This is a genomic window from Parapedobacter deserti (assembly GCF_042646065.1).
Classification (GTDB): domain Bacteria; phylum Bacteroidota; class Bacteroidia; order Sphingobacteriales; family Sphingobacteriaceae; genus Parapedobacter; species Parapedobacter deserti.
The window spans coordinates 268295-290525 of the sequence record NZ_JBHRTA010000030.1; the positions used below are offsets into that span (position 1 = coordinate 268295).

At 51.5% G+C, this 22231-nt stretch carries 11 protein-coding genes; 8 read left to right on the forward strand and 3 right to left on the reverse strand.

The features are described 5' to 3' along the window. Positions 1–15 precede the first annotated feature (15 nt). Positions 16–2433 carry a translocation and assembly module lipoprotein TamL gene (tamL, locus tag ACFOET_RS09920; protein WP_379022103.1) on the reverse strand — a complete coding sequence of 806 codons (2418 nt, stop codon included), beginning with the start codon at positions 2431–2433 and terminating at the stop codon, positions 16–18. Further along, positions 2315–7666: a translocation/assembly module TamB domain-containing protein gene (locus tag ACFOET_RS09925; RefSeq protein ID WP_379022105.1), complete on the reverse strand. Its 5352-nt coding sequence runs from the start codon at positions 7664–7666 to the stop codon at positions 2315–2317. Before ACFOET_RS09925 ends, tamL begins: the two co-directional genes overlap by 119 nt. A gap of 123 nt (positions 7667–7789) precedes the next feature. Between ACFOET_RS09925 and ACFOET_RS09930 the strand changes: the two genes are divergently transcribed. Further along, positions 7790–8761, forward strand: coding sequence for an ABC transporter substrate-binding protein (locus ACFOET_RS09930; RefSeq protein WP_379022107.1), 972 nt, complete (start codon positions 7790–7792; stop codon positions 8759–8761). A 41-nt stretch (positions 8762–8802) separates the two neighbouring features. Here the strand turns inward: ACFOET_RS09930 and ACFOET_RS09935 are convergent, their stop codons facing one another. Then, positions 8803–9828, reverse strand: coding sequence for an LLM class flavin-dependent oxidoreductase (locus ACFOET_RS09935; protein ID WP_379022109.1), 1026 nt, complete (start codon positions 9826–9828; stop codon positions 8803–8805). A 129-nt stretch (positions 9829–9957) separates the two neighbouring features. Between ACFOET_RS09935 and ACFOET_RS09940 the strand changes: the two genes are divergently transcribed. The 7 genes from ACFOET_RS09940 (at position 9958) to ACFOET_RS09970 (ending at position 22194) form a co-directional block, all read left to right on the forward strand. Continuing rightward, positions 9958–10584: an RNA polymerase sigma factor gene (locus tag ACFOET_RS09940; protein ID WP_379022111.1), complete on the forward strand. Its 627-nt coding sequence runs from the start codon at positions 9958–9960 to the stop codon at positions 10582–10584. Positions 10585–10655: 71 nt separating this feature from the next. Beyond that, positions 10656–11867: a FecR family protein gene (locus ACFOET_RS09945; protein WP_379022113.1), complete on the forward strand. Its 1212-nt coding sequence runs from the start codon at positions 10656–10658 to the stop codon at positions 11865–11867. 287 nt (positions 11868–12154) lie between these two features. Next, on the forward strand, positions 12155–15424 hold the full coding sequence (locus ACFOET_RS09950; RefSeq protein ID WP_379022115.1) for a SusC/RagA family TonB-linked outer membrane protein: 3270 nt from the start codon (positions 12155–12157) through the stop codon (positions 15422–15424). Positions 15425–15515: 91 nt separating this feature from the next. Further along, positions 15516–16970: a RagB/SusD family nutrient uptake outer membrane protein gene (locus tag ACFOET_RS09955; protein WP_379022117.1), complete on the forward strand. Its 1455-nt coding sequence runs from the start codon at positions 15516–15518 to the stop codon at positions 16968–16970. A gap of 4 nt (positions 16971–16974) precedes the next feature. Beyond that, positions 16975–18501, forward strand: coding sequence for a sulfatase (locus tag ACFOET_RS09960; protein WP_379022119.1), 1527 nt, complete (start codon positions 16975–16977; stop codon positions 18499–18501). Between the two features lie 9 nt (positions 18502–18510). Then, a complete protein-coding gene (locus ACFOET_RS09965; RefSeq protein ID WP_379022121.1) occupies positions 18511–20541 on the forward strand; it encodes an FAD-dependent oxidoreductase in 2031 nt (676 codons plus the stop codon). Positions 20542–20550: 9 nt separating this feature from the next. Further along, positions 20551–22194 (forward strand): FAD-dependent oxidoreductase, encoded by a 1644-nt coding sequence (locus tag ACFOET_RS09970; protein ID WP_379022123.1) that lies wholly within the window; start codon positions 20551–20553, stop codon positions 22192–22194. Positions 22195–22231: the final 37 nt, after the last annotated feature.

Sequence of the window (22231 nt, forward strand, 5' to 3'; positions counted from 1 at the left end):
GCTAAGGTAGTGATATTAGAACGGATATCCAATCGCCAAGTTAAATACTAGGTTGCGTTTACGCCAGTCGCTATCCCTGAAATTGATTTCATCAAACACCCAGCGTTCTCCGGCTGGACGGTATGGAATACGCAACGGAGTGGCTAGGTCGGTACGGATTACTAGAAAACTCAAATCGAACCGCAGACCCAGCCCGGCGCCCACCGCCATCTCTTTGATGAAGTTTCTGCTAAACGCTGCACCGGGCTTTTCCGGGTTGGCATGTTGTAACCAGATATTACCAGCATCGATAAAGGCTGCCCAATGAAGGATACTGGCCAGTTTTGCACGATATTCCGTATTAAGCTCAATTTTGATATCTCCGGTTTGGTCGGCGAAGAAGTTGTCTTCTCCATAAAACTCCGGGGTATAGGAGCCCGGCCCCAATGTCCTCGCACGAAATGCCCTTATCCCGTTCGGTCCGCCGGAAAAGAACTGTTTCACATACGGGAGTTGGGTCGAATTGCCGTATGAATAGCCAAAGCCAGCCATTGCCCGCGACGCCAGTGTCGAGTTCGTTCCCAGTTTCATATAATGTCTGAAATCGGCCTCCGTTTTTATGTACTGAGAGAAGTTGGCGTTGAAGATCTGATATTGCCGCCCTTCGCGTACGTTAGCACCTCGGATAAGCCCGTACAGGTTGGCAGACAGGTCCACGCCTCCCTTGAAATAATACGTATGGGTGAGGTCAGTCCGCGTAGTATTGGTCCGGGTATATTGGTAAATCGGACCGAACGTAAACTGCGGCTCAATGGCGTGCCGGAGCGGGGGTACCGTGTCCAACAGGGCCTGGTAAGAGTCGGAGATATTCCAGGGCTGCACATAGGCGACTTCAAGCACCTTCAGCTCATGTTCTTTTTCAAGGTTTTCTCTCCATTGGTATCCGAATGAAAACCGCAGGGCGTTCAAGCTGTAGGCGGTGCGGCGACTCAGGAATTCGTAGCCGGCCGTGAATACGGTCCGCGGGACAAACCGTTTGGTAGGTTGCCACCGGTATGGCGCAATCATACGAGGGAAAGAGAGGCTCGTTTCAATACCGTAGCGGTAAAAACTTGAATTGAGGTTGACATTACCTCCTGTCTGTGTTTCGAAGCCACCGTATACCGTAAAGGTGAGCAACTCTGCGCTTTTAAAGGCATTGCGATGCTGCCAGTTGACGTTGATCTCCGAACCGTTATACACCGCTGCAGTTTTTCCGAGCAACTCGACGCGGAGTCCTCTTTTCGGCATCGGTGTCAGGTAATAATAGGCATCCAACTGGTTCGCCTTCCCCGTGTCTACGTCTACAAACTCATTGCGTACGAAGCGAAAGCTGCCCATTCCCACCAGTTGCCTGATGGTGCGGTTGTGATTGCCGCGCGTATATAGTTCGCCGCGCCTGAATATCATGGCATTCGCAAGTGCAAATCTCCGGAATGTGTATTCCGGATCAACAATGTGATACTGCCCACGGTAAAGTTCTGCCTCTCGCGGATCGGCGCGTTGATACCCGCCCTGAGTCAGGGTATAGTTCGGATAAATGAAAATATTATTGATGTAATAGGGGCGCTTAGCCTTCGCCGGAGTTTCCGTTTTGACCATCACATAGAGGTCCACTTGATGATCGGCCGAGACGCTGTCAACCTCGACGATCAGGTAATCGGGATTGAAATAATAGTATCCCTTGTTTTTTAGGGCATAGTCTATCCGCTCCCGCTCGGCAATGATATTATCGAGGTTATACGGTCTGCCCACTTGCAGTAAAGACTGGGGTTCTGTTGATTTGATGGCTTTCCCTAGTTCGCTGCTGTCCACATCAAAAGTTACCGATTTAATCCGGTAGATGATATGCGGCGCAGCAGTGTAGGTGACAGTGGCTTTTCGCTTATTGATGGTCGTGTCGGACGTAACCTGTGCTTGGAAAAAGCCCAGGTTTTCCAGGCGGTTGCGGAGCAAATTCTCGTTATACTCACGGTTTACATCGCTCAGCAGCACAGGAGCTTGTCCAACTTTGTTTTTCAGCCAGTTTCGGAATCCGCGGTCGCTCTGTGGTTCCCCAGCGATATTGTAAAGGTATAACTGGGGCCGCATGCCTAAGATAGTCGTATTGGGTTGAGGCCGCAATAAATTTTCAAGATTATCGCTCAATGGCTTGATATACTGCTTCGGTATGGTATCCGTTTCGATTTCGACCTCGCCTTTTACATACAGGTGCTCCCCATCCGGGAGATATTTGATGTTGCTGCAACTGGCTAAATACCATAGGACAGCAATGGCATAGCTCATCCGTATAAGGCTATTGCCCATTGTCGCCTCCTTCTTCTTGTGATGCGTTTTCGTCTTGGTCGTCCCGTATGGCGACATTTTTCTGGCCACTGGGTGAGGTGAGCGGCATACGGTTTTCTTGCGGGCCATTCAGGGTCTGCCGGTTTTGCTCTTCCTGCCGTCTTTCTTGTAACCGTTCGCGAAACTCCGGATCGTTGCGCTGCAGGCTGTCGATGATCACTTTCCGCACGCTGTCGCGGTACGCTGAGTCAGTTTCCATGCGTTCCACATCCCAGCGTCTCCTAAACCGACGGCTTTCCGTATCAAATTCATCGGCGTACGCGTCTTGTCTATTGAATATCTCCCTGAATCGGTCGTAATCCATACTTATGATAAGGCCGAGACCCGTTTCCACAAACTGCCCCTGAAGCGTTACCTGATATTGGTTTTTCCGGTATGCCCGTGCGATGTACCGGCCATCCTCGGACAGCTGGTAGTCCACCGCGATGTCTCCTGCGATATTTGTTGTTTGCTCACCTGGCCGCGCGTTGCCTTCCAACTCGAAGTTAGAACCTACGGAAACTTTCATCCTGTCGTTAAATAGCATCTTGGATACCCCGACGTTCAAGTCTGTTCGGTTCTGGCCGCTACCTGTGGTGTAGTCCTGCTCAGATTGCAGGCTGAAATCGAATTCCACACCTTGAATGAGGTCGCCGGCCAAACGGTTGAGCTGACCGCTGAGGAAGGAACTTACCGTATTACGGGCAATAGCTTCTGCGCCGCCGCCCCCCGATAAACTTTCAAAGGGATTGGCCGCCATAAAGCGCCCGAGCACGATAAGTGAAAAAACCTGCTTGTTCATCTCCGATTCGTTTTCCCGCAATTGCGTCAGTCCGGTGTTGACCTTGCCCGCCACGTCTTGAGAAATCATTGCATTATCTTCGTCCAAATCGATATCAAACCGAAGCTGTGGTTGAAACAGTTGCTCGGTGATATGCATATTGACATTGAAGGGCACACGTTGTTTATATAAATTCGGTTGTCCCGATCCGATCTGGTTTTGTACCAATTCCAAGGTTGGAGCTTTCAGGTTGTACACTGCCGTAATATCCAACCTGGCATCCATCGGGTCGCCTGTCCAGGAAAGCGTACTTCCCTGCCGGAACTGAAACACCCGTTTTACCGGCCCAAAAGAAAAAGAATAATTTCCTTTCTCAACAGTGTATGTGCCGTTAAGCGTAATGTCTCCGCTTGGATCCATGCCGGCATTCAACTCGGCCTCTCCTTGAACGGTCAGCGCATCCTGGCTTCCTGGATCGATGACGATAGTGAAAACTGCATTTTTATCTGTTGAAACGTTCACCGACAGGTTTACGCCTGCCAGTTCGGTGTGTTTAAGCGAATCCACCTTGGCAAATACATTAGCTCTTACGGTATCGCTCCGGTCCACAAAGCGGACGATGCCCTGCCGGTCTACCATGCCCGGGTCGTCATTGGGCATCACAAACGTAACATTGGTATCATCATTCACCCGCAGCGTTCCACTCACTTTCGGGTTGTTCATGTCGCCTTGAATACGAAGGTTGCTTGAAATAAAGAGCTTGCCGTAGTACATGTCGTTGTCCTGTTGCGAAGAATTCAGGACCTGAAAATCGTTAGCAACGAGTGTGAGCCCAAACTCAAAGTCGGAATAGGTAGTTGTATTCACTGCTCCGTTGAGTACGGCTGCGTTGCCTACGCTGTCTTCCAGCCGGAATTTGTTGAAACGAAGTCCCTTGTCGTTAAAGACGATGCTTTGTTCATCAATATTGAATGTCGCGTTGAGCATGGCCACATTGAGACTGGCTTGATCAAACAGCAATGCGCCGTTGATACGGGGCTGATTCGGCGATCCCGTAATAGCTAATTTTCCGTTGACTGCGCCTGTGGTATTCCTTAGATAGCCCAAACTGAATGCTTCGAGGGTGCGCATGGACAGCGGATTGACATTGAGCGTAAAATCCAACTGGGCGTCCCTATCCGGTGGGCTGATGAAGTCGCCTGTGAGCTTCACATCATTACCATTACCCGTGATGCTGATATCGGCCGCAAATACGTTTTCACGTTCGTTATTCACTTTCAGGTTGATGTCGCCCACGGTATCATTGCCAAGATAAAATCGGTCGATCGTAATATCAGAGACAAAAACCGGGGACGCGTCGAGCCGCGATACGGTTGCTGATCCGTTTATGCCCCCACCCATATCCAACACTTCACTTTCAAGTATCTTGCTGAACGTTTCGATTCTGAAGTTATTAAAAACCAAGTCGAGCGGAGCGTTGCGCGTCGAATCTTGGGATTGCAACGTCATTTCCTGTCCATTGTTACTCAAGATGAATTGATGCGCAAGCAGGCCGTCATTGCCGAAAAAAATACGGTTCTGCGGTTCCACCTGCCATTGCTCGTAGTTGAGCATAAGGCCATCTTCTTTCAGGATAAACAAGAAATTGCCCGCATCGACGTTGAGTGCCATGCCGAGGTGATAGCGTTCCTTGTCGGCATTATCTTTGATCCATAGGCCGAAATCGAGCTGGTTTTTAACGATGGTGCCGCTGAGTAACGTGTTGACCAGCTCTACGTTGCCAAAGCCGATACGATTGATCAACACGGTATAATACAATGTGCTATCAAAGGTGTTGATGTCGAAACCAACTTGATCGATAGTGGTGCCGGCATACACGACTTGTGGTGCTGTTGCTTTTACAAGTAAGCGCTTTTCCTCGCTGTTGAACGACCCGTCTAAGGTGATATCGTCCATCGCTGTCAGCTCAGGCAGTAAACCCCGGATAAAATGCGAACGAGTAAATTGTGCACTAAAATCAAATCGCTGTGGGGCATACTCGAAAACCGGTGCTATCGAATCTGGCTGATAGTACGCCGCGACAATGTCCTGCACGGAAGCTCCCAGCTCGCTGAGCTTAAAATTGCCGATCATGTGGGCATTAAGAAACTCTGATCGCAATTGGAGCAGGTTGGAACTGTCTTGCGCTACAGCTCGTAACCGGACGGTATCTAAGGTGTAGCGTTCGGCATTGTAGGCAATGGATGAATTGACGATGTCGATGGTTCCATTCAGATGGTCGATATCAGCCGTTTGTAAGTCGGCGATAAGCCGGCCGTGATAACGGAATTCCTCTTCCAATAGATTGAGGTTTTTTAGGTTGATGCTGTCCATCATCAGGTTGATATTCACCCTCGGATATTGGCCCCGCATATCAGCATGTGCGTCAAGCGTAAAATCTACATTGGGATCCTCACTGCTTATAGATGCGTTAATGTCGCCGCTTTGGGCAACCGCTGTTATTCCGATGTCTGTATACCGATACCCCATTGCCTCCAGACTGATCAATTTCCCCTCAATGCCTGCAACGGCAGTTGACGGGTCAAGCCCGGTTCCCTTGGCGTGCGCGGCAAAAGAGAGCTTGCCCAATAGGGTGTCCATCCTCATCAGCTGGCCGATATCGATGTCCATGATGCTGATCTGCGCATCATATACTGTGTCCCGTGTACCGGCGTCTACTCGGTAATCGGCGTCCACACTTGCGCCACCCATGCTTGTTTCGAGTTGCATATCCGTTTGAAAGCCGTTGAGACCTCCATTAAACGTGCCCGCCAGCCGAACGTCGTCAGGAAAATTGATGCTGTCGGGTAGGAGGCTCGGGGCGATAAGCCGATCCAGATCTGCTTTGCCAGAAACAAGTTCCTCGAGGTCAAGGTCGATGTGCAGATGTTCGGTTTCCGGTAAGCCTTTTATCTGAACACGGGCGGCGACGCGCGTCTTATCCAGCGTACGCAATTCGATGTTGGGTATCTCGAGATCATCCACGCGGCCACTGATTGTTGTATTGATGTGGAGTGTATGCGTAAGAAGCGGCTTCATGATTTCCATGGTGTCGAGGTCAGGCACGAAGTATAGCACGTCTTCCATTCCGAGGTGGCTTTCTTTGATATCGGCCGAGACCTCGATACTGCCAAGTTGCTCGGTAATGGTTTCCAATGAGGGATAAGCCACCTTGATGTAGTCACGAACGCGTGTATGGGGTGTTTCGGCATAAAGATTGTCCAATTCAGCGCCCTGATTGGTATAGACAAAATCTGCTTGCAGGCGGTTCAGTGTAAAACCGCTGTGATCGCTGGCTCTTATGCCCGAAACACGGCCACGAATGGTGTCAGCTGAATAGTATAGATCCGCCAACTCGCCTTGAAAGCCAGTAATCCCAATATTGCCATAATCAAAGCCTTTGGCGATGCGGGGCTGGTTTGCGTCTTCAAACGCAAAATCCGTATTGGCTATACGTATCGATGCCGCTTGCACCCGCCAGTTGACGGGCTCGCCCTGTTCGGTGCTGGCAGCGCTTGTAGATGGGCTTACTGTTTGTCCAAAGAAAATCCGGGATGCCGATCCGTCCAGATCAATTTCCCGGATATCCACGAACTCGCCGTTAAGATCCAACTTGTTGAGCCGCGCTAGCAACTTATCGATCCGAAATCGGGTATCCATAGCACTGGCTTCGTCCGTGTAGGCAAAATCAATAGCGGCGAGATTGAATGTTTCAAAATCGAGCTCGGGTAGAAGAGCGGTTTCAGCCGCATCCGTGATGCCGAAATCCTCAACGTCCGGCGCGTCTTCCGGATCGGCTACAGCCCACTGCCTCACAGATCCTTGTAAGCCGTTGATGTTTATTCGCGGTATGCCGAAGCGCATGTTGCCTGCCAGATCAAATGTCTTTATACGGGTGTCGAGGTGGTTGAGGTTCACCTCGGCAGCCATGCCGACTACATCATCGCGGTAAACGAAGCGAATTTGATTGAGATTTACCCGGTCGATATCGAATTTCATCGGGGCAGTGCTATCCGCCTGAGCCGGTTTCTCCTGCTCATTTACAAACGCTTTGATAATATAGTCGAAATTAAACGTGCTGTCAGGTAGGGTGCGGTTTATCTTGGCGGTGACGCCCTGTAAATCGATCCGGCCGATTTCCACTGTATTGTTCAGCAATTTGAGCATGCTAATGTCCACTCGTATCCGTTCGCCGGAAAGGAGCGTGTCTCGCGACTGATCTTCAAAATAAACCCCTTCAAGTACGAGCATCTTAGGGAGATCTAAGCTAACATTGGCTATTCGGACAGGGGTCTTAATCTTGTTTTCAAGATAGGAAGTCACTTGCCGGACGACATAGTTTTGGACAGTGGGGATGCGAATTACTACAAAAAGGAGCAAAATCAATCCGATAACGCTCCCAATTATCCAAAGGAGTGTCTTAATTGCTATCCTGCCGAATCTCTTCAATGTTAACCTGTAATTTAAGCTACCCTTTGTACGATCAACATATGCGAATCTCAAAGGTTTAGCGAAGATGCTGAAAACTTTTCAGATTCTGAAAAAGCAAAAATCAAACCATAATAGGTAAATTGGACGGTTTATATAAACTTGTATATCAAAGCAAGTTTGCCTATGTTTGGCGGTATGAAGAATCAGCGCATAGCTTGCCTGGTGTTAATCGCTAGCTTACTGGTCTTTTCATGCCAAACGCCGAAACGGGAAGGGGTTCCCCTCGTGGGTTTCGTTGAAGCCTTTGAAGATGCGACTATCGCCCAGGCGCGTCAGGGCTTCGTTGACGCGTTGCGCGACAGTGGATATCGTGAGACGGAAGGGACGCTTGAAATCATTTACCGAAATGCGCAGGGCGATGCGGCTACACTCAATCAGATTGTCAGTTATTTCAACAGCCGGCGGGTAGACCTTATCGGTACCAGCACTACCTTGGCCACAGTTGCCGCCGCACAACGGAGCAAAGACATCCCCATTTTCCAGACGGTTACTGCAATGCCGAGCATTTTGGGCCTTGAAGTAAATGGCCACCCGCCAGCAAACTTGTTCGGAACAGGCGAAAACTTGAATTACATCGATACATCCTTTGCGCTCATTGCTGAAACGGTAAAACCGAAGGGATTGCAATTGGGAATAGGCATGATTTACAACCAATCTGAGCCTCAGTCTGTAGAGGCATATGAGCGTATTTCCGAGCTGGCGAAACAGATGAATATCCGCTTGATAGCGTTGCCGCTTAACTCCTCGGCTGAAGCCCATTTGGTAGTCCGTTCGTTGCTGACCCGTGAAATTGACGCCTTTTTTGCCAATCCAGACAATACGGTATTTGCCGCATTTGAAACCATATTAAAGCACTGTAACGATCATGGCGTACCTGTATTTACCAGCGAATCGGGCTTGGTAGCAAGAGGCGCTGTTGCTGCCTTCGGTGCCGATATTTACCAATGGGGTTATCAAAGCGGAGCGCAAGCTGCGGTATATTTGAAAAGCGGCTCTACCGATGGGCTTCGCGTGGAAATGCTGAAGATACGGACGCGGGTGTTTAATCCAGACGCTGCACTACGATTTGGTTTCAGTTTCCCGGATACTTTCAAGCCTATCGAGTAAAAGCGGAATACAACCTATTTGCATCGTATGTGCCGTCGAGCCTAAGCTGCTCTTACCAATGGTGCAATTTTGGTTCCATATATTTCAATGGATTTCATGATGTCAAGATGCGAAGGAGCCCCAACGTCCATGTGTGCAGCAAATCGGGTTAGTCCGAACAGTTCTTTCATATATAATATTTTATCGACCATAGCCGCCGGCTCCCCTATAAACAAAGCGCCATGTTTTGAAGTTCCGAAGTCGAACTGGGTACGTTGGTAAGGCGGCCAGCCCCGTGACCTGCCTACCCGGTCCATCTGCGCGGCATACAGCGGATAATATCGCTTAGTGAGCGCTGCATTATCCTCGCCGAAAAGCGCGTGCGAATGGATGCCGACGCGATAGCCGGCGGGATCGTGGCCGCTTTCGATATAAGTCTTCTTGTACAACTCGAACAGTGGTTGGAATTGAGCGGGTGAGCCACCGATGATTGCTATCATCAGCGGAAGGCCGAGTTTGCCAGCACGCACTACGGATTGCGGGGTGCCGCCGGCGGCTATCCAGATGGAAAGCTCGTTGTTTAATGCCCTCGGCAGGATTGTCTGGTCGTTCAGCGGTGCCCTGAATTTTCCGTGCCAGGTTACCCGTTCATTCTTATTGATTGTAAGCAATAAGTCCAGCTTTTCGGCAAATAACGCATCGTAGTCATGGAGGTTGTAGCCAAATAATGGGAAAGATTCGACGAAGCTTCCACGGCCAGCCATCAATTCAGCCCGGCCATTGGACATGAGGTCAACCATCGCAAAGTTTTGATAGAGTTTTACCGGATCGGCAGAGCTCAATACCGACACGGCGCTACCGAGCTTGATGTTCTTGGTTACCGCAGCAGCCGCAGCCAGTACAATCTCGGGGCTGGGCACAGCGTAATCGGGGCGGTGATGTTCGCCGATTCCAAAATAATCGATGCCGACTTCGTCCATTAACTTGATCTCTTCAATGAGTTCCGTCAGGCGTTGTTGTGTAGATTGGAATTTATTTGTTGCCGAATCCACACGCAAATCACCGAACATGCTGATGCCTAATTCCATAACTGTTCTTTGTTTGAACACAAAAATACGGAAGATGTTTGGCTATGGCGTTGACTTAGGTTAAGAAAGAATTTCTTTTCGGGTTTCCGTCCATATACGTTATTTTTACCATCGGAATATCGCGAATGCATGTCACAAACCGCTGAAACAACGGATGAAAAGCGCTTGGTACTGCGGCTAATGGACGGGGATGGCCTGGCATTTAAGCTGATTTATGATAGCTATAAGCATGGTTTGGGGCTCCGCTTGCTTCGCCTATTGAAATCTGAAGTCCTCGCCGAAGAAGTGCTGCAGGATGTTTTTTTGAGGGTCTGGGAGCGTCGGGCAACGATCGATCCGGAAAAGTCATTTAGGTCTTACCTCTATCGTGTTGCCGAAAACATGGTGTATGACCTTTTCAGACGGGCGGCAAAGGAAAAGGAAATTTTGCAAGCGATCATTGCGGCAAACTCTGAATTATATACTCATGTTGAAGAGGCGCTGATGAAGAAGGAAAGCCGTGCGTTCCTCGAAGACCTCCTGGCCCGCCTGCCGAACCAGCGGCGAAAAATATTCATAGCCTGCAAGCTGGAGGGCAAAAGCTATAAGGAAGTAGCCGCTGAACTGGGGATTTCGACGACTACGGTAAACGATCACATCCAGAAAGCCATGCAGTACCTGAAGGCCAATATACACCGGGTACCTACCACGTTCCTGATGATCATCATGCTCCGGTTTTTCCACTTGGCGATTCAGGCAGGTTTTCTGGAAAAATAAAAAATATGCCGGGAACCGTGATTTTTCCTACGCCATCCGTAATAGCGTAAAATGACCATTTTATAAACGCTATGGACCCTCACGGAGACCGTTACGCTTTGTTTGAAAAATATCTTTCCGGTGCTTGTACGCCGAAAGAGATCGAAACATTATTCCATCACTTCGGAGTAGCACAAGATGAGGCCGCGCTGAGGCGATTGATCCGTAGCGCCCTGCTGGAGCGGGGCCAGGCAGATGCAGAACTTCATGCAAGGGTGGAAGCGTTTACCGAAAGGGTCGGTGAACGGCTGTGGGTGGAAACCGCAAAAGAACGCCGATTTCCCTGGGGCTGGCGCTTGGTTGCCGCATCCCTCACGGCGGCTATTACCATCGGCGCCATGGCTTACCTGTTGGTCAAGAGCGATGAGCCCGCTGCACAGCTGGTCAGTGAATATGGGGGAGAGGTGCTGCCAGGCGGCAACCGCGCTACGCTAACGCTGGCCGATGGGCGCATCATCGAATTGAACACCGAGCGCGAAGGTATTGTCGTGGGCGATGAGATTACCTATGTAGATGGAAGCGATGTCTTGAGGCAAACGATAAAGGCAGAGAAGCAAAGACCTGAAAACGATAGCAATATCCAATATGCCGTCCTCACCACCCCGAAAGGCGGCACGTACCAAGTGGTGTTGCCGGACGGTTCGAAAGTCTGGCTGAACGCCGCCACATCGTTGAGCTATCCGTTGAGCTTCACCGGAACCAGGCGCATCGTCGAGTTGGAAGGTGAAGCATATTTTGAGGTCAGAGAACAGCGGTCGGCTACCGATGGTCGATATATCAACGTGCCGTTTGTCGTTAAAACCCGTGGTCAGGAAGTCGAAGTATTGGGCACTCAATTCAATATTTCCGCTTATGCCGACGATAATGAAACGAAGACCACATTGGTAGAAGGGAAGGTAAACGTTGTTATTGCAGGTGCAGCCACCGCTTTGCAACCCAGTGAGCAGGCCACCCTGCGGAGTGGGGACCTGGAAATCAAAGAGGTCGATACAACGCCTTTTGTCGATTGGAAAAATGGGTTGTTCAGCTTCAATGAAACAGGTCTCCGGGACGCGATGAGCCAATTGAGCAGGTGGTATGATCTCGAAGTGACCTACGGTGAAGCGGTTTCAGAAACGTATTTCTTTGGAAAGATCAAACGGGATAAAAGCCTTAGTAACGTATTGAACATTCTGCGGAAGAGCGGGTTAAATTTCAGAATCGAGAACAGCGGAGAACAAGACCGGCTGATTGTACTTCCATAGCGGTGCGGAGATATACGAGTGAGAAACCAATTTGTTGAACCAATTTAATGAACGAATGCATATGACAAAAGCAGTAACTTAGTGTAATCAGGAAAGCAAATCCGCAAAAAAACCGAATAGTGGTTGCGACACTACCCGGTTACCTGTTGGATTTGTTACAAAAGTTGGTGGAGCCCAACGATCTTATTAGACATTTAGCAAACATATCCAAACAGTACAAACATATGAATTTTTACTCATGTGGCAGGAGAATATATGCTCCTTTAACTAACCAATTGCTGCTGATTATGAAATTGGCCATTTTTTTGACATTATTCACGGTGCTGCAGGCCACGGCAGCCGGTTTTGCCCAACGGGTAACAATGAAGGTACGCAACGTCGCGTTGAACGATGTCATGGAAAAGGTTCAGGAACAGACCGGCTATCTATTCTTTTTTCGCGGCAAAGACATCGCTTATACGCGGATTAACGCTGAAATTGCAAATGCCGAGTTTACCAAAGCCATGAGCATGCTTTTGGACGGGCTTCCTTTGGCATGGTCACTGGAAGACGAAACGATCATCATTTCACGTAAGGCTGATGAACGGTTTACAGACAAAACTGAAAAGGCGGGGAAAGCCGCGGTGCAGCAAACGGTGGTGAGCGGCGTAGTCAGGGATGAGGCGGGGAATCCGCTCGAAGGCGCGACGGTGGCGGTCAAAGGGACTTCGTCAGCCGTCACCACTGATCAGCATGGGACTTATCGTATTGCAGTGCCCGACCCGGCGGCGACGCTGGTATTTACTATGGTCGGTTTTGATGCTATCGAGCGGTCGATAGATGGGCAGACGGACATCAGTGTCTCGATGAAAGCTTCGGTCAGTGACTTGGAAGAGGTCGTAGTGGTGGGCTATGGCACCATGCGTAAATCCGACCTCACCGGTTCGGTGGCACAGGTAAAATCGGAAGACCTTCAAGCGGTACCGGTGTATAATATGGAACAGGCCTTGAAGGGGCGCGCGGCCGGCGTACAGGTGACCCAGAATTCCGGTCAGCCGGGCGGACGGATTGAAGTGCGCGTACGCGGCGGCAATTCCATGATCGGTAACAACCAGCCGTTGTATGTGGTCGACGGCTTTCCGATAACGGGTGGTATCAACTTCCTAAACCCGGCCGATATCGAATCCATCGATATCCTGAAGGACGCGTCGGCCACAGCAATCTACGGTGCGCGGGGTGCTAATGGTGTGGTCATTATTACTTCCAAGAAGGGAAAGGTAGGCCAGGGAGGTCAAATCGAGTTGAACAGCTTCTATGGCGTACAGCAAGAGACCAAGCGATACGACCTGCTCAACGCCAGGGAATACGCAGTGATTGCGAACGAATGGCTGCGGAACGGGGGGCAACAGCCGTTTTTCAACATCGATGAGGTGGTAAACCCAGGAACGGACTGGCAGGACGTGGTGTTACAAGCTGCGCCTATACAGGACCATACGATCACCTTTTCCGGGGGGGCGGAAAAGACGCAATATTCGGTTTCTGGAAATTACTACGACCAGGACGGGATCATCATCAATACCGGTGTGAAGCGTGGCTCAGCCCGGGTGAATTTAGGGCACGATATCAAAGATTGGCTGCGCTTTAATGTGAACCTGAACTTGTCACGCCGGGAGTTCCGTACGGTACCGGTCAATAACGGGTACCGCGGTACGTCCGTTTTATCCGCGGCGGCATCCGCACCGCCCACATTATCGGTATATGATGAAAACGGATTGCCGACCCAGATCGAGCGGATCTATAGTTTCGGTTCGTCTGACATGCGCAATCCATTGATTTTTGCACGAAATCAGACCCGGACACTTGCCAACTCCGTCATTGGCAACACGGGTTTGGACATCACGCTTGCCGATGGCCTTGTGTTCCGGTCTCTGGTGGGTCTGGAATACAATAATTCGCTTGATGACCAGTTCCAGCCTATTATCTTTGAGACGGACCGCGGATATGCCCGCCAGCGTAGCGCGTATAGCAGCTCCTTTCTGAATGAAAACACGCTGACGTATACCAAGGATTTCAATGACATCCATAGCCTGACCCTGCTCGGCGGTTATACCTACCAAACCGACATGAACCGGGCCTTCCAGGCGGAAGTCAGCGGTCTTCCTGGCAATACTACTGAAAACTACGATCTATCTGCGGCGGAGACCATCAACCCGCCGGGGTCCAATATCTCCGAATGGGTGCTCGCCTCATGGCTGGCCCGCGTCAACTACGGCTATGCCGGTAAGTACCTATTGACCGCCAGTGTGCGGGCCGACGGTTCCTCTCGTTTTGGCAGCAATAATAAATGGGCAGTATTCCCTTCGGCAGCCGTTGCCTGGAGGCTATCTGAAGAGGCTTTTATGCAGGATGTGACGTTCATCAACGACCTGAAACTGCGGGCAAGTTATGGAAGAACCGGCAATACCGCGCTCAGCCCCTACCAGTCACTGGACCGGTTGGCCGCCTATCGGACCATTTACGGCAACCGTGAAGAGGTAGTGGGGTATAGCCCGGCCGGTATATCCAACGATGATCTCAGGTGGGAGACTACGGCGCAGACCGATGTAGGTGTCGATATCGGGGTTTGGAACAGCCGGTTGAACTTTACGATCGATTACTACTGGAAATATACCACCGACCTGTTGGCTTCGGTCCCCCTGCCGCCTTCCGTAGGTTTCGGTTCCATGTTCCAGAATGTCGGAGAGATCAAAAATCAGGGGGTTGAGGTAGGCGTGAATGGGGATGTCCTCACCGGAGAATGGAAGTGGAATGTGGCGGCGATGGTGTCTTCCAACCGGAATGAGGTGGTAAAGCTTGCCGGCGGAAGTGATATCTACAGCGCCGGCCAGGCAGCTGTATGGTCCAGCACGAACATTGCCCGCGAGGGCGAGCCGCTTGGTGCGCTATTTGGCTATCTGGAAGACGGTTTAAATGAAAACGGCCTTATCAAGTACAAGGATACGAATGGGGACGGGGTAGTCAATGCGCAGGACCGGGTAATCTTGGGTAATCCGCACCCCGATTGGATATACAGCTTCAATTCAACACTGTCATACAAAGGGTTCAACCTGAATGTTTTTCTCGAAGGCGTTCAAGGCAATCAGATTTTCAATGCAACCAACGGTACGCATCTGAATTCCTTCCAGCGCGGCAGTAACCAGTTCAGGGACATCATTGGTAATTATTGGACCGTCGAGAATCCGGACCCCAACGCCAAGTATCCGAAAATCAGCGCAGCGACGGGCGTAGACATTTCTGACCGCTTTATTGAAGACGGCAGTTACCTGCGGGTGAAAAATATTAGCCTCGGCTATGATCTTCCGGTCAAGAGGTTGGGCATGGCATGGTGCAATGGCTTGCACCTTTACGTTTCTGGAACCAACCTGTTCACGTTCACAAACTACACCGGCCTGGATCCCGAAATGAATACACGGGGAGACGATTCACAGAGCGTCGGGAATCGCCTCCAAATGGGACACGACCAAAGTGGCTATCCGAATGCGAAAGTGTATGCGGCTGGTTTAAGATTAACGCTTTAAAACAATGAAATTATCATGATTTATTTAGCCAAACAATGGAATGAATAACCTGATAGCTTCATCACCATTAACAAATTATAAACGGATGAAAATGAAAACAATACGAATTTCCATCGTTGTCGTTACGGTTCTTTTCACGTCTTGTCAGAACATGTTGGATGAAATTCCCAAGGATTTTGTGGCAAGGAATAATTACTATAAAAACGAAGCCGATGCACAGGGGGCGCTGAACGGCGCATACAATACGTTAGGTCCTGATTTTTTTAACATTGAAGATTATATTTTGAGTGAGTTGCATGGCGATTACCTGAATGGAAGGGGATCTCAGGCATCGATTTCCATTATGCATCAGCTGCTGGATCAGCAAAACATTGGGCGGGCATCCACACTGTGGTCGCGACTGTACAGTGGAATCAACCGCGCGAATGCCGTCTTGGACAACGTGCCACGGATTGCCGATATGAATGAGGGGGCGCGTACCCGTATCCTGGCCGAAGCGCATTTTATCCGGGCACTCGCCTACTTTGAGTTGGTACGTGGATTTGGTCCGGTACCCATAAAAACCAAGGAAAGTACCGATCTTTCGGATCTGGAGTCGCCCAGACGTCCCGAAAACGACGTTTATGATCTCATCATTGCCGATGCCCTGGCCGCGGAGGAAGGCTTGCTTGAAACGGTCAGTGGGACGGGGCAGGCATCCAAGTCGGCCGCTAAAATGCTGCTGGCGCATGTGTACTTGACCATTGGAGATTGGCAGGCGGCGGCTACCAAGGCCGATGAGGTGATCACCAGCGGGAAATACCAGCTGGTCAACGTGCGTGAGCCGGACGATTTTTACCGGATTTTCGCGGCGACGACGAGTTCAGAAGACATCATGTCCGTACACCATTCGGAAACCAGGCAGTCAATCATCACCGATTACTTGCACATGGGGAATAACTTTCCGTACAATTACAGCAGTACGGGTTACTTCGCGTGGGTACCCGATATGAATTCGTTTATCGGCGAAGCATGGGATGAGAACGATCTGCGCAAGCCCTTCAATTTATATACCCATACTCAAAACGCCGCGGGTGAATGGGTGCCGCTACCGGCTACAACGCCCGTGCTCTTCAAAAAATTCATTACCGACAACAGCGGACTGCGGACCTACAGTGTGCCGATATACCGCTACGCTGAGGCCTTGTTGTTTTATGCCGAGGCCGCCTGCCGAGCGGAGGGAGGTCCCTCTGCATTGGCCTTGGAACGGTTGAATATGGTACGGCGGCGAGCCTATGGCTACGACCCTCATGTGCCGTCGGCGGCAGACTACGCGACGGGCATGGGTGAGGAAGAGTTTGCCGATGCCGTTTTGCAGGAGCGCGCATACGAATTTTTGATCGAACGGCGGCGTTGGTGGGACCTGAAACGGACCGGCAAGGCGAAGGAAGCTTTTGCGGCGGCGGGCAAGAACCTTATCGACGAACGCCTGCTCTGGCCCATACCTGAAAACGAAATCAACAATAATCCGGCGATTGGCCAAGAAGACCAGAATCCGGGATATTAGTGTTATGGCGTTTAATAGACTGTTATTGTTTATCGTTTGCTGGGTAGGTGGGCACACGGGTGTATCTGCACAAACAGCAGGCACTGCTGAGCAGCGGAAAGACCGGTATAACGTGCTGTTCATCATGGTGGATGACCTGCGCCCGCAGTTGGGATGCTATGGCGATTCAGTGGTGCAGACACCTAATATCGACAGACTGGCATCTACGGGCACGGTATTTAACCGTGCCTACTGCCAGATCGCGCTCTGTAATCCATCACGTGCCTCCTTGCTTACGGGGCTGCGGCCAGATGATATCCAAGTATATGATCTCACTACGCATTTCCGGCGGCATCTACCGGATGCCGTGACAATGCCCCAGCTATTTAAAGGAAACGGCTGGCAAAGCCAGGGGCTTTACAAGATATATCATCTGATACCGAGCGATCCACGGGCATTTGGCAACATGGATGACCCGGCATCTTGGAGCCGCCCGCTCTGGCTGCCGACAAAATCCGTGTATGGGCCCAAAGGCGAAGCACTCCGCCAGCGGAAACTGGATGAGATGGCTGCCGCCGGTGATCGCATGGACTATAGCAACATCCCGCGGGGATTTGCCATTGAGGCTCCGGAGATTCCGGACAGTGCCTTGGCCGATGGAGAAACAGCTGTTCAGGCAGTCCGGGCGTTGAACGAGCTGAAGGACGAACGGTTTTTCCTGGCCGTCGGTTTTTATAAGCCCCACCTGCCGTTTATCGCCCCGAAGAAGTATTGGGATCTGTACGAAGAGACAGATATCATCCTTCCCGGCAACCGGTATGCGCCCAAGGACGCGCCTGATTTCGCGTTGCAGAAATATGCCGATCTCCGCCTATATGAGGATTACAAGCACCTGCGTAGTACGGATGACCTGCCGGAGGAGCAGCAGCGCCGATTGCTGCATGGGTATCTGGCCTGTATCAGCTATATCGATGCGCAGATCGGGATGATCCTGCGGGAACTTGACCGATTGAAACTTCGCGAAAAGACGATCATCGTACTGCTGGGCGACCACGGTTTTCAGGTTGGCGAACACAATATGTGGGCTACCAAACATACCAATTATGAAACCTCCGTGCGGGCACCGCTCATCGTGGCGAAGCCGGGTCAGCAAGCGGCCGGTTCGGTCAGGGATGAATTGGTCGAGTTTGTGGATGTTTATCCCACGCTGGCAGCGCTCTGCGGACTGGATGCTCCGGCATCCCTGGGCGGAACAAGCTTCGCGACATTGCTGGATGATCCGGAGGTACCCTGGCCGAAAGGTTTCGCGTTTAGCCAATACCCCAAGGAGGTAGGTGGTGAGCACGTCCTGGGCCGGAGCATTCGCTCGGACCGTTACCGGCTGGTGGAATGGCGAATTCCATCGACGGGACACGTCTTCCACGAGCTCTATGATCATGAAACCGATCCGCATGAAAACCGTAATGTGGCTGAACAGCCGCCTTATCGGGATGTGGTTGATTACCTCAGCGAGGCATTGAAAAATGAATGGAATACTAATGATAATGAATAACCAATTACGATGAGCATGATAAAAAGCGTAATGATCCATGCAGTTCTGGCTGTTTTTACTGCGGCGTCCTGTTGTTTGGCGCAGATCAAAAAGGTTACTTACGACCTCTGCATCTATGGCGGAACCTCCGCCGGTGTGGTGGCCGCATATACGGCATCCAAGGCGGGCAAATCCGTTATCTTGATCGAACCCAGCCAGCTGCTGGGCGGCATGAGCTCGGGGGGCCTTGGCCAGACCGATATCGGCAATAAATACGTGGTACGGGGGCTGGCCCTTGATTTCTATCGAAAGATCGGCGAGCACTATGGGACGTTCGAGCAGTGGATATTTGAGCCGAAAGTGGCGGAAGAGATTTTCAGGCAATATATGCAAAACTGCGATGCGGACCTTCACCATGGCCAAGCCCTGCTGGATGTGAAAAAGCGCGGCACGGATATCGAAGAGATCCGGCTGCAGTCGGTCGATGAACTTGGCAAGCCCTCGATGGCGGTGAAGGCGAAGGTATTTATGGACTGTACGTACGAAGGGGATCTGCTGGCTATGGCCGGTGTGTCTTATCACGTAGGCCGGGAAGACAATAGCGTATACGGCGAAACGCTCAACGGTGTGCAGTTGATGACAGGGCACCAGTTCCCGGACGGGGTCGACCCGTATGTAAAGCGGGGCGATCCGAGCAGCGGCCTGCTTTGGGGAATCCGCGACGGGGAACTGCTGCCGGATGGCACCGGTGATGAAAAGGTGCAAGCTTATAACTACCGGATTGCCTTGACTAACGTACCGGAAAACCGCATTCCGATTACGCGGCCCGACAACTATGACTCCACACGGTATGAGCTGCTGCGCCGGCAGAAGGAAATTCAGCCCTGGAAGGGGCTGAACGATGTATTTATCTGGAGCCTGATGCCTAACGGCAAGACGGATATTAACAATCGGAATGGGTTTTCGACCGACATGATTGGCATGAACTGGGACTATCCCGAGGCTCATTACCACCGCCGGCAGGAAATTATTAAAGCCCACGAGGACTATACCAAGGGGTTGCTGTATTTTGTCGGCAACGACCCCTCGGTGCCGAAGTTTATCCGTGATGAAATGAAAACGTGGGGATACCCGAAAGACGAATATGTGAATAACAACCACTGGAGCCCGCAGCTTTACGTGAGGGAAGCGCGCCGGATGGTGGGGGAACTGGTCATGACCCAGCACCATTGCCAGGGCCGGGAGGTGGTCGATGATGAAGTGGGCTATGCCGCGTACACGATGGATTCGCATAATTGCGACCGGCTGGTGGTGAATGGCATGGTTAAAAACGAGGGTAATGTGGAGGTAGGTGGGTTTCCGCCGTTTCCGATATCCTATCGGGCGATCGTTCCGAAACGGAATGAAGCAACCAACCTGCTCGTGCCGGTCTGCCTGTCGGCGAGTCACATTGCCTTCGGTTCTATCCGCATGGAACCGGTATTCATGGTGCTGGGACAGTCGGCTGCCGTGGCCGCCTGCCTAGCCATCGATCAAGGTGTGCCTGTACAGGCCGTAGCCGTAAAGGACATCAAGACGATCCTGGCCGCTAATCCGAAGGCCGACGGACGGCAGTCGGATGTATTGATCAGCAGTTCTGACACCGACGCTGTCCGGTTTACCGGCAGTTGGAAGGAAGGCAGCAGCAAGGGATATGGTCTCACGTATGTGGAGGCCGACGGCAAAGAAGGATTGAGTACCGCCAGGTTTGTCGCAAACGAGCTGAATCCGGGCAGCTATCGGCTGTATACCTATTTTCCGAAAACCGATGAAAGTGCACCACGATTCAGTTACACGATCGCCGATGGCCGCCGGGTTTCGGAAAAATTATTAGATTTGTCCGGTGTAGAAATCAAGGGCCAGACTTCCAGCACATGGGTTCCGATCGGTGAATTGACCGTGGCGGAAGGTGCAGACGAGGTGTTCGTCGAGCTCACTACCAAAGGCGCCGATGGAGTCGTCGCGGCTAATGCGGTATTGTTTGTGCCTGCCGGCGATCAAGCGAACAACAATAAAAACTAATAGTAAACCATGAAATTTCTCTCTTTTTTAGGTGCGTTGTTCTTGCTGAGCCAAGTGAACTGTACGTCAGCCGACAAACCAATTGAGGCCGACATCGTAATCTATGGGGGCACATCGGCGGCTGTGATAGCGGCCGTACAGGCCAAGAAGTCGGGTAAGTCGGTCATCGTCGTGTCTCCGGACAGGCACTTGGGCGGACTGTCCTCGGGCGGCCTGGGCTTCACCGACACGGGAGACAAGTCAGTGATCGGCGGGCTTTCACGGGATTTCTATCATCGGGTCTACCGGCATTATGCCGACAGCGCGGCTTGGCAGTGGGAACGGCGGGAGGACTACGGCAACCGGGGGCAGGGTACACCGGCTATCGATGGAAGCGCCCGTACGATGTGGATTTTCGAGCCGCATGTGGCCGAACAGATCTTTGAAAATTACGTAGATGAATATGACCTGCAGGTGCACCGGGACGAGTGGCTAGACCGGGAGAACGGGGTGGAAAAGGCCGGCGGCCGCATCGTGTCCATCACCACGCTGAGCGGTAAGACCTACCGGGGCAAGATGTTCCTGGACGCCACCTATGAGGGCGACCTGATGGCGGCGGCAGGAGTCAGTTACCATGTGGGGCGTGAGGCCAACAGCGTGTATGGTGAGCAATGGAATGGCGTGCAGGTGGGCGTGCTGCACCACAAGCACTGGTTCGCAGCCGACATCAGTCCATATAAGGTGCCGGGCGACAGCACGAGCGGTCTGCTTTACGGCGTTTCGTCGGAACACCCGGGTGAATATGGAGAAGGCGACCATCGCGTACAGGCATACTGCTTCCGCATGTGCCTGAGCAATCACCCGGACAACCGGGTGGTGTTCCCGAAGCCGGATAACTATAACCCCGAACACTATGAGCTGCTGGCTCGGGTATTCGCCTCCGGCTGGCGGGAGACGTTTGAGAAGTTCGATGAGATACCCAACAAGAAGACGGATACCAACAACCATGGCCCGTTCAGCACAGACTTCATCGGGATGAACTACGACTACCCCGAGGCCAGCTACGAAAGGCGAAAGGAAATTATCAAGGCGCATGAAGACTACCAGAAAGGACTGATGTATTTTCTGGCCAACGACGTGAAGGTGCCGGAGGAAGTTAGGGAGGAAATGGCCCAATGGGGGCTGGCCAAAGACGAATTTACCGACAACGGCCACTGGCCGCATCAACTCTACATCCGTGAGGCGCGGCGGATGGTCGGGCAGTATGTGATGACTGAGCATGATACGTTCAGTGAGCGGACAATCAGTGACCCGGTTGGCATGGGCTCTTATACGCTGGACTCGCACAACGTGCAGCGGTACGTGAAACCGGACGGCTTCGTGCAGAACGAGGGCGACATCGGTGTGCACCCAAAGGAGGGGCCTTATCAGATCTCATATGGATCATTGGTTCCAAAAAGGGAAGAATGTACAAACCTATTGGTGCCGGTATGCGTGTCCAGTTCGCACATCGCCTTCGGCAGCATCCGCATGGAACCGGTGTTTATGATCCTGGGACAGAGCGCGGCGTTGGCCGCTTCCTTGGCGATTGAGCAGGGTGTGGGTGTACAGGATGTGCCTTATGCTGACCTGGAGGCGCAACTCCTGAACGAACAACAGGTGCTGAAGAAATAATACCGGATGGACATCCGTTATTAAGGACAGGATTTAT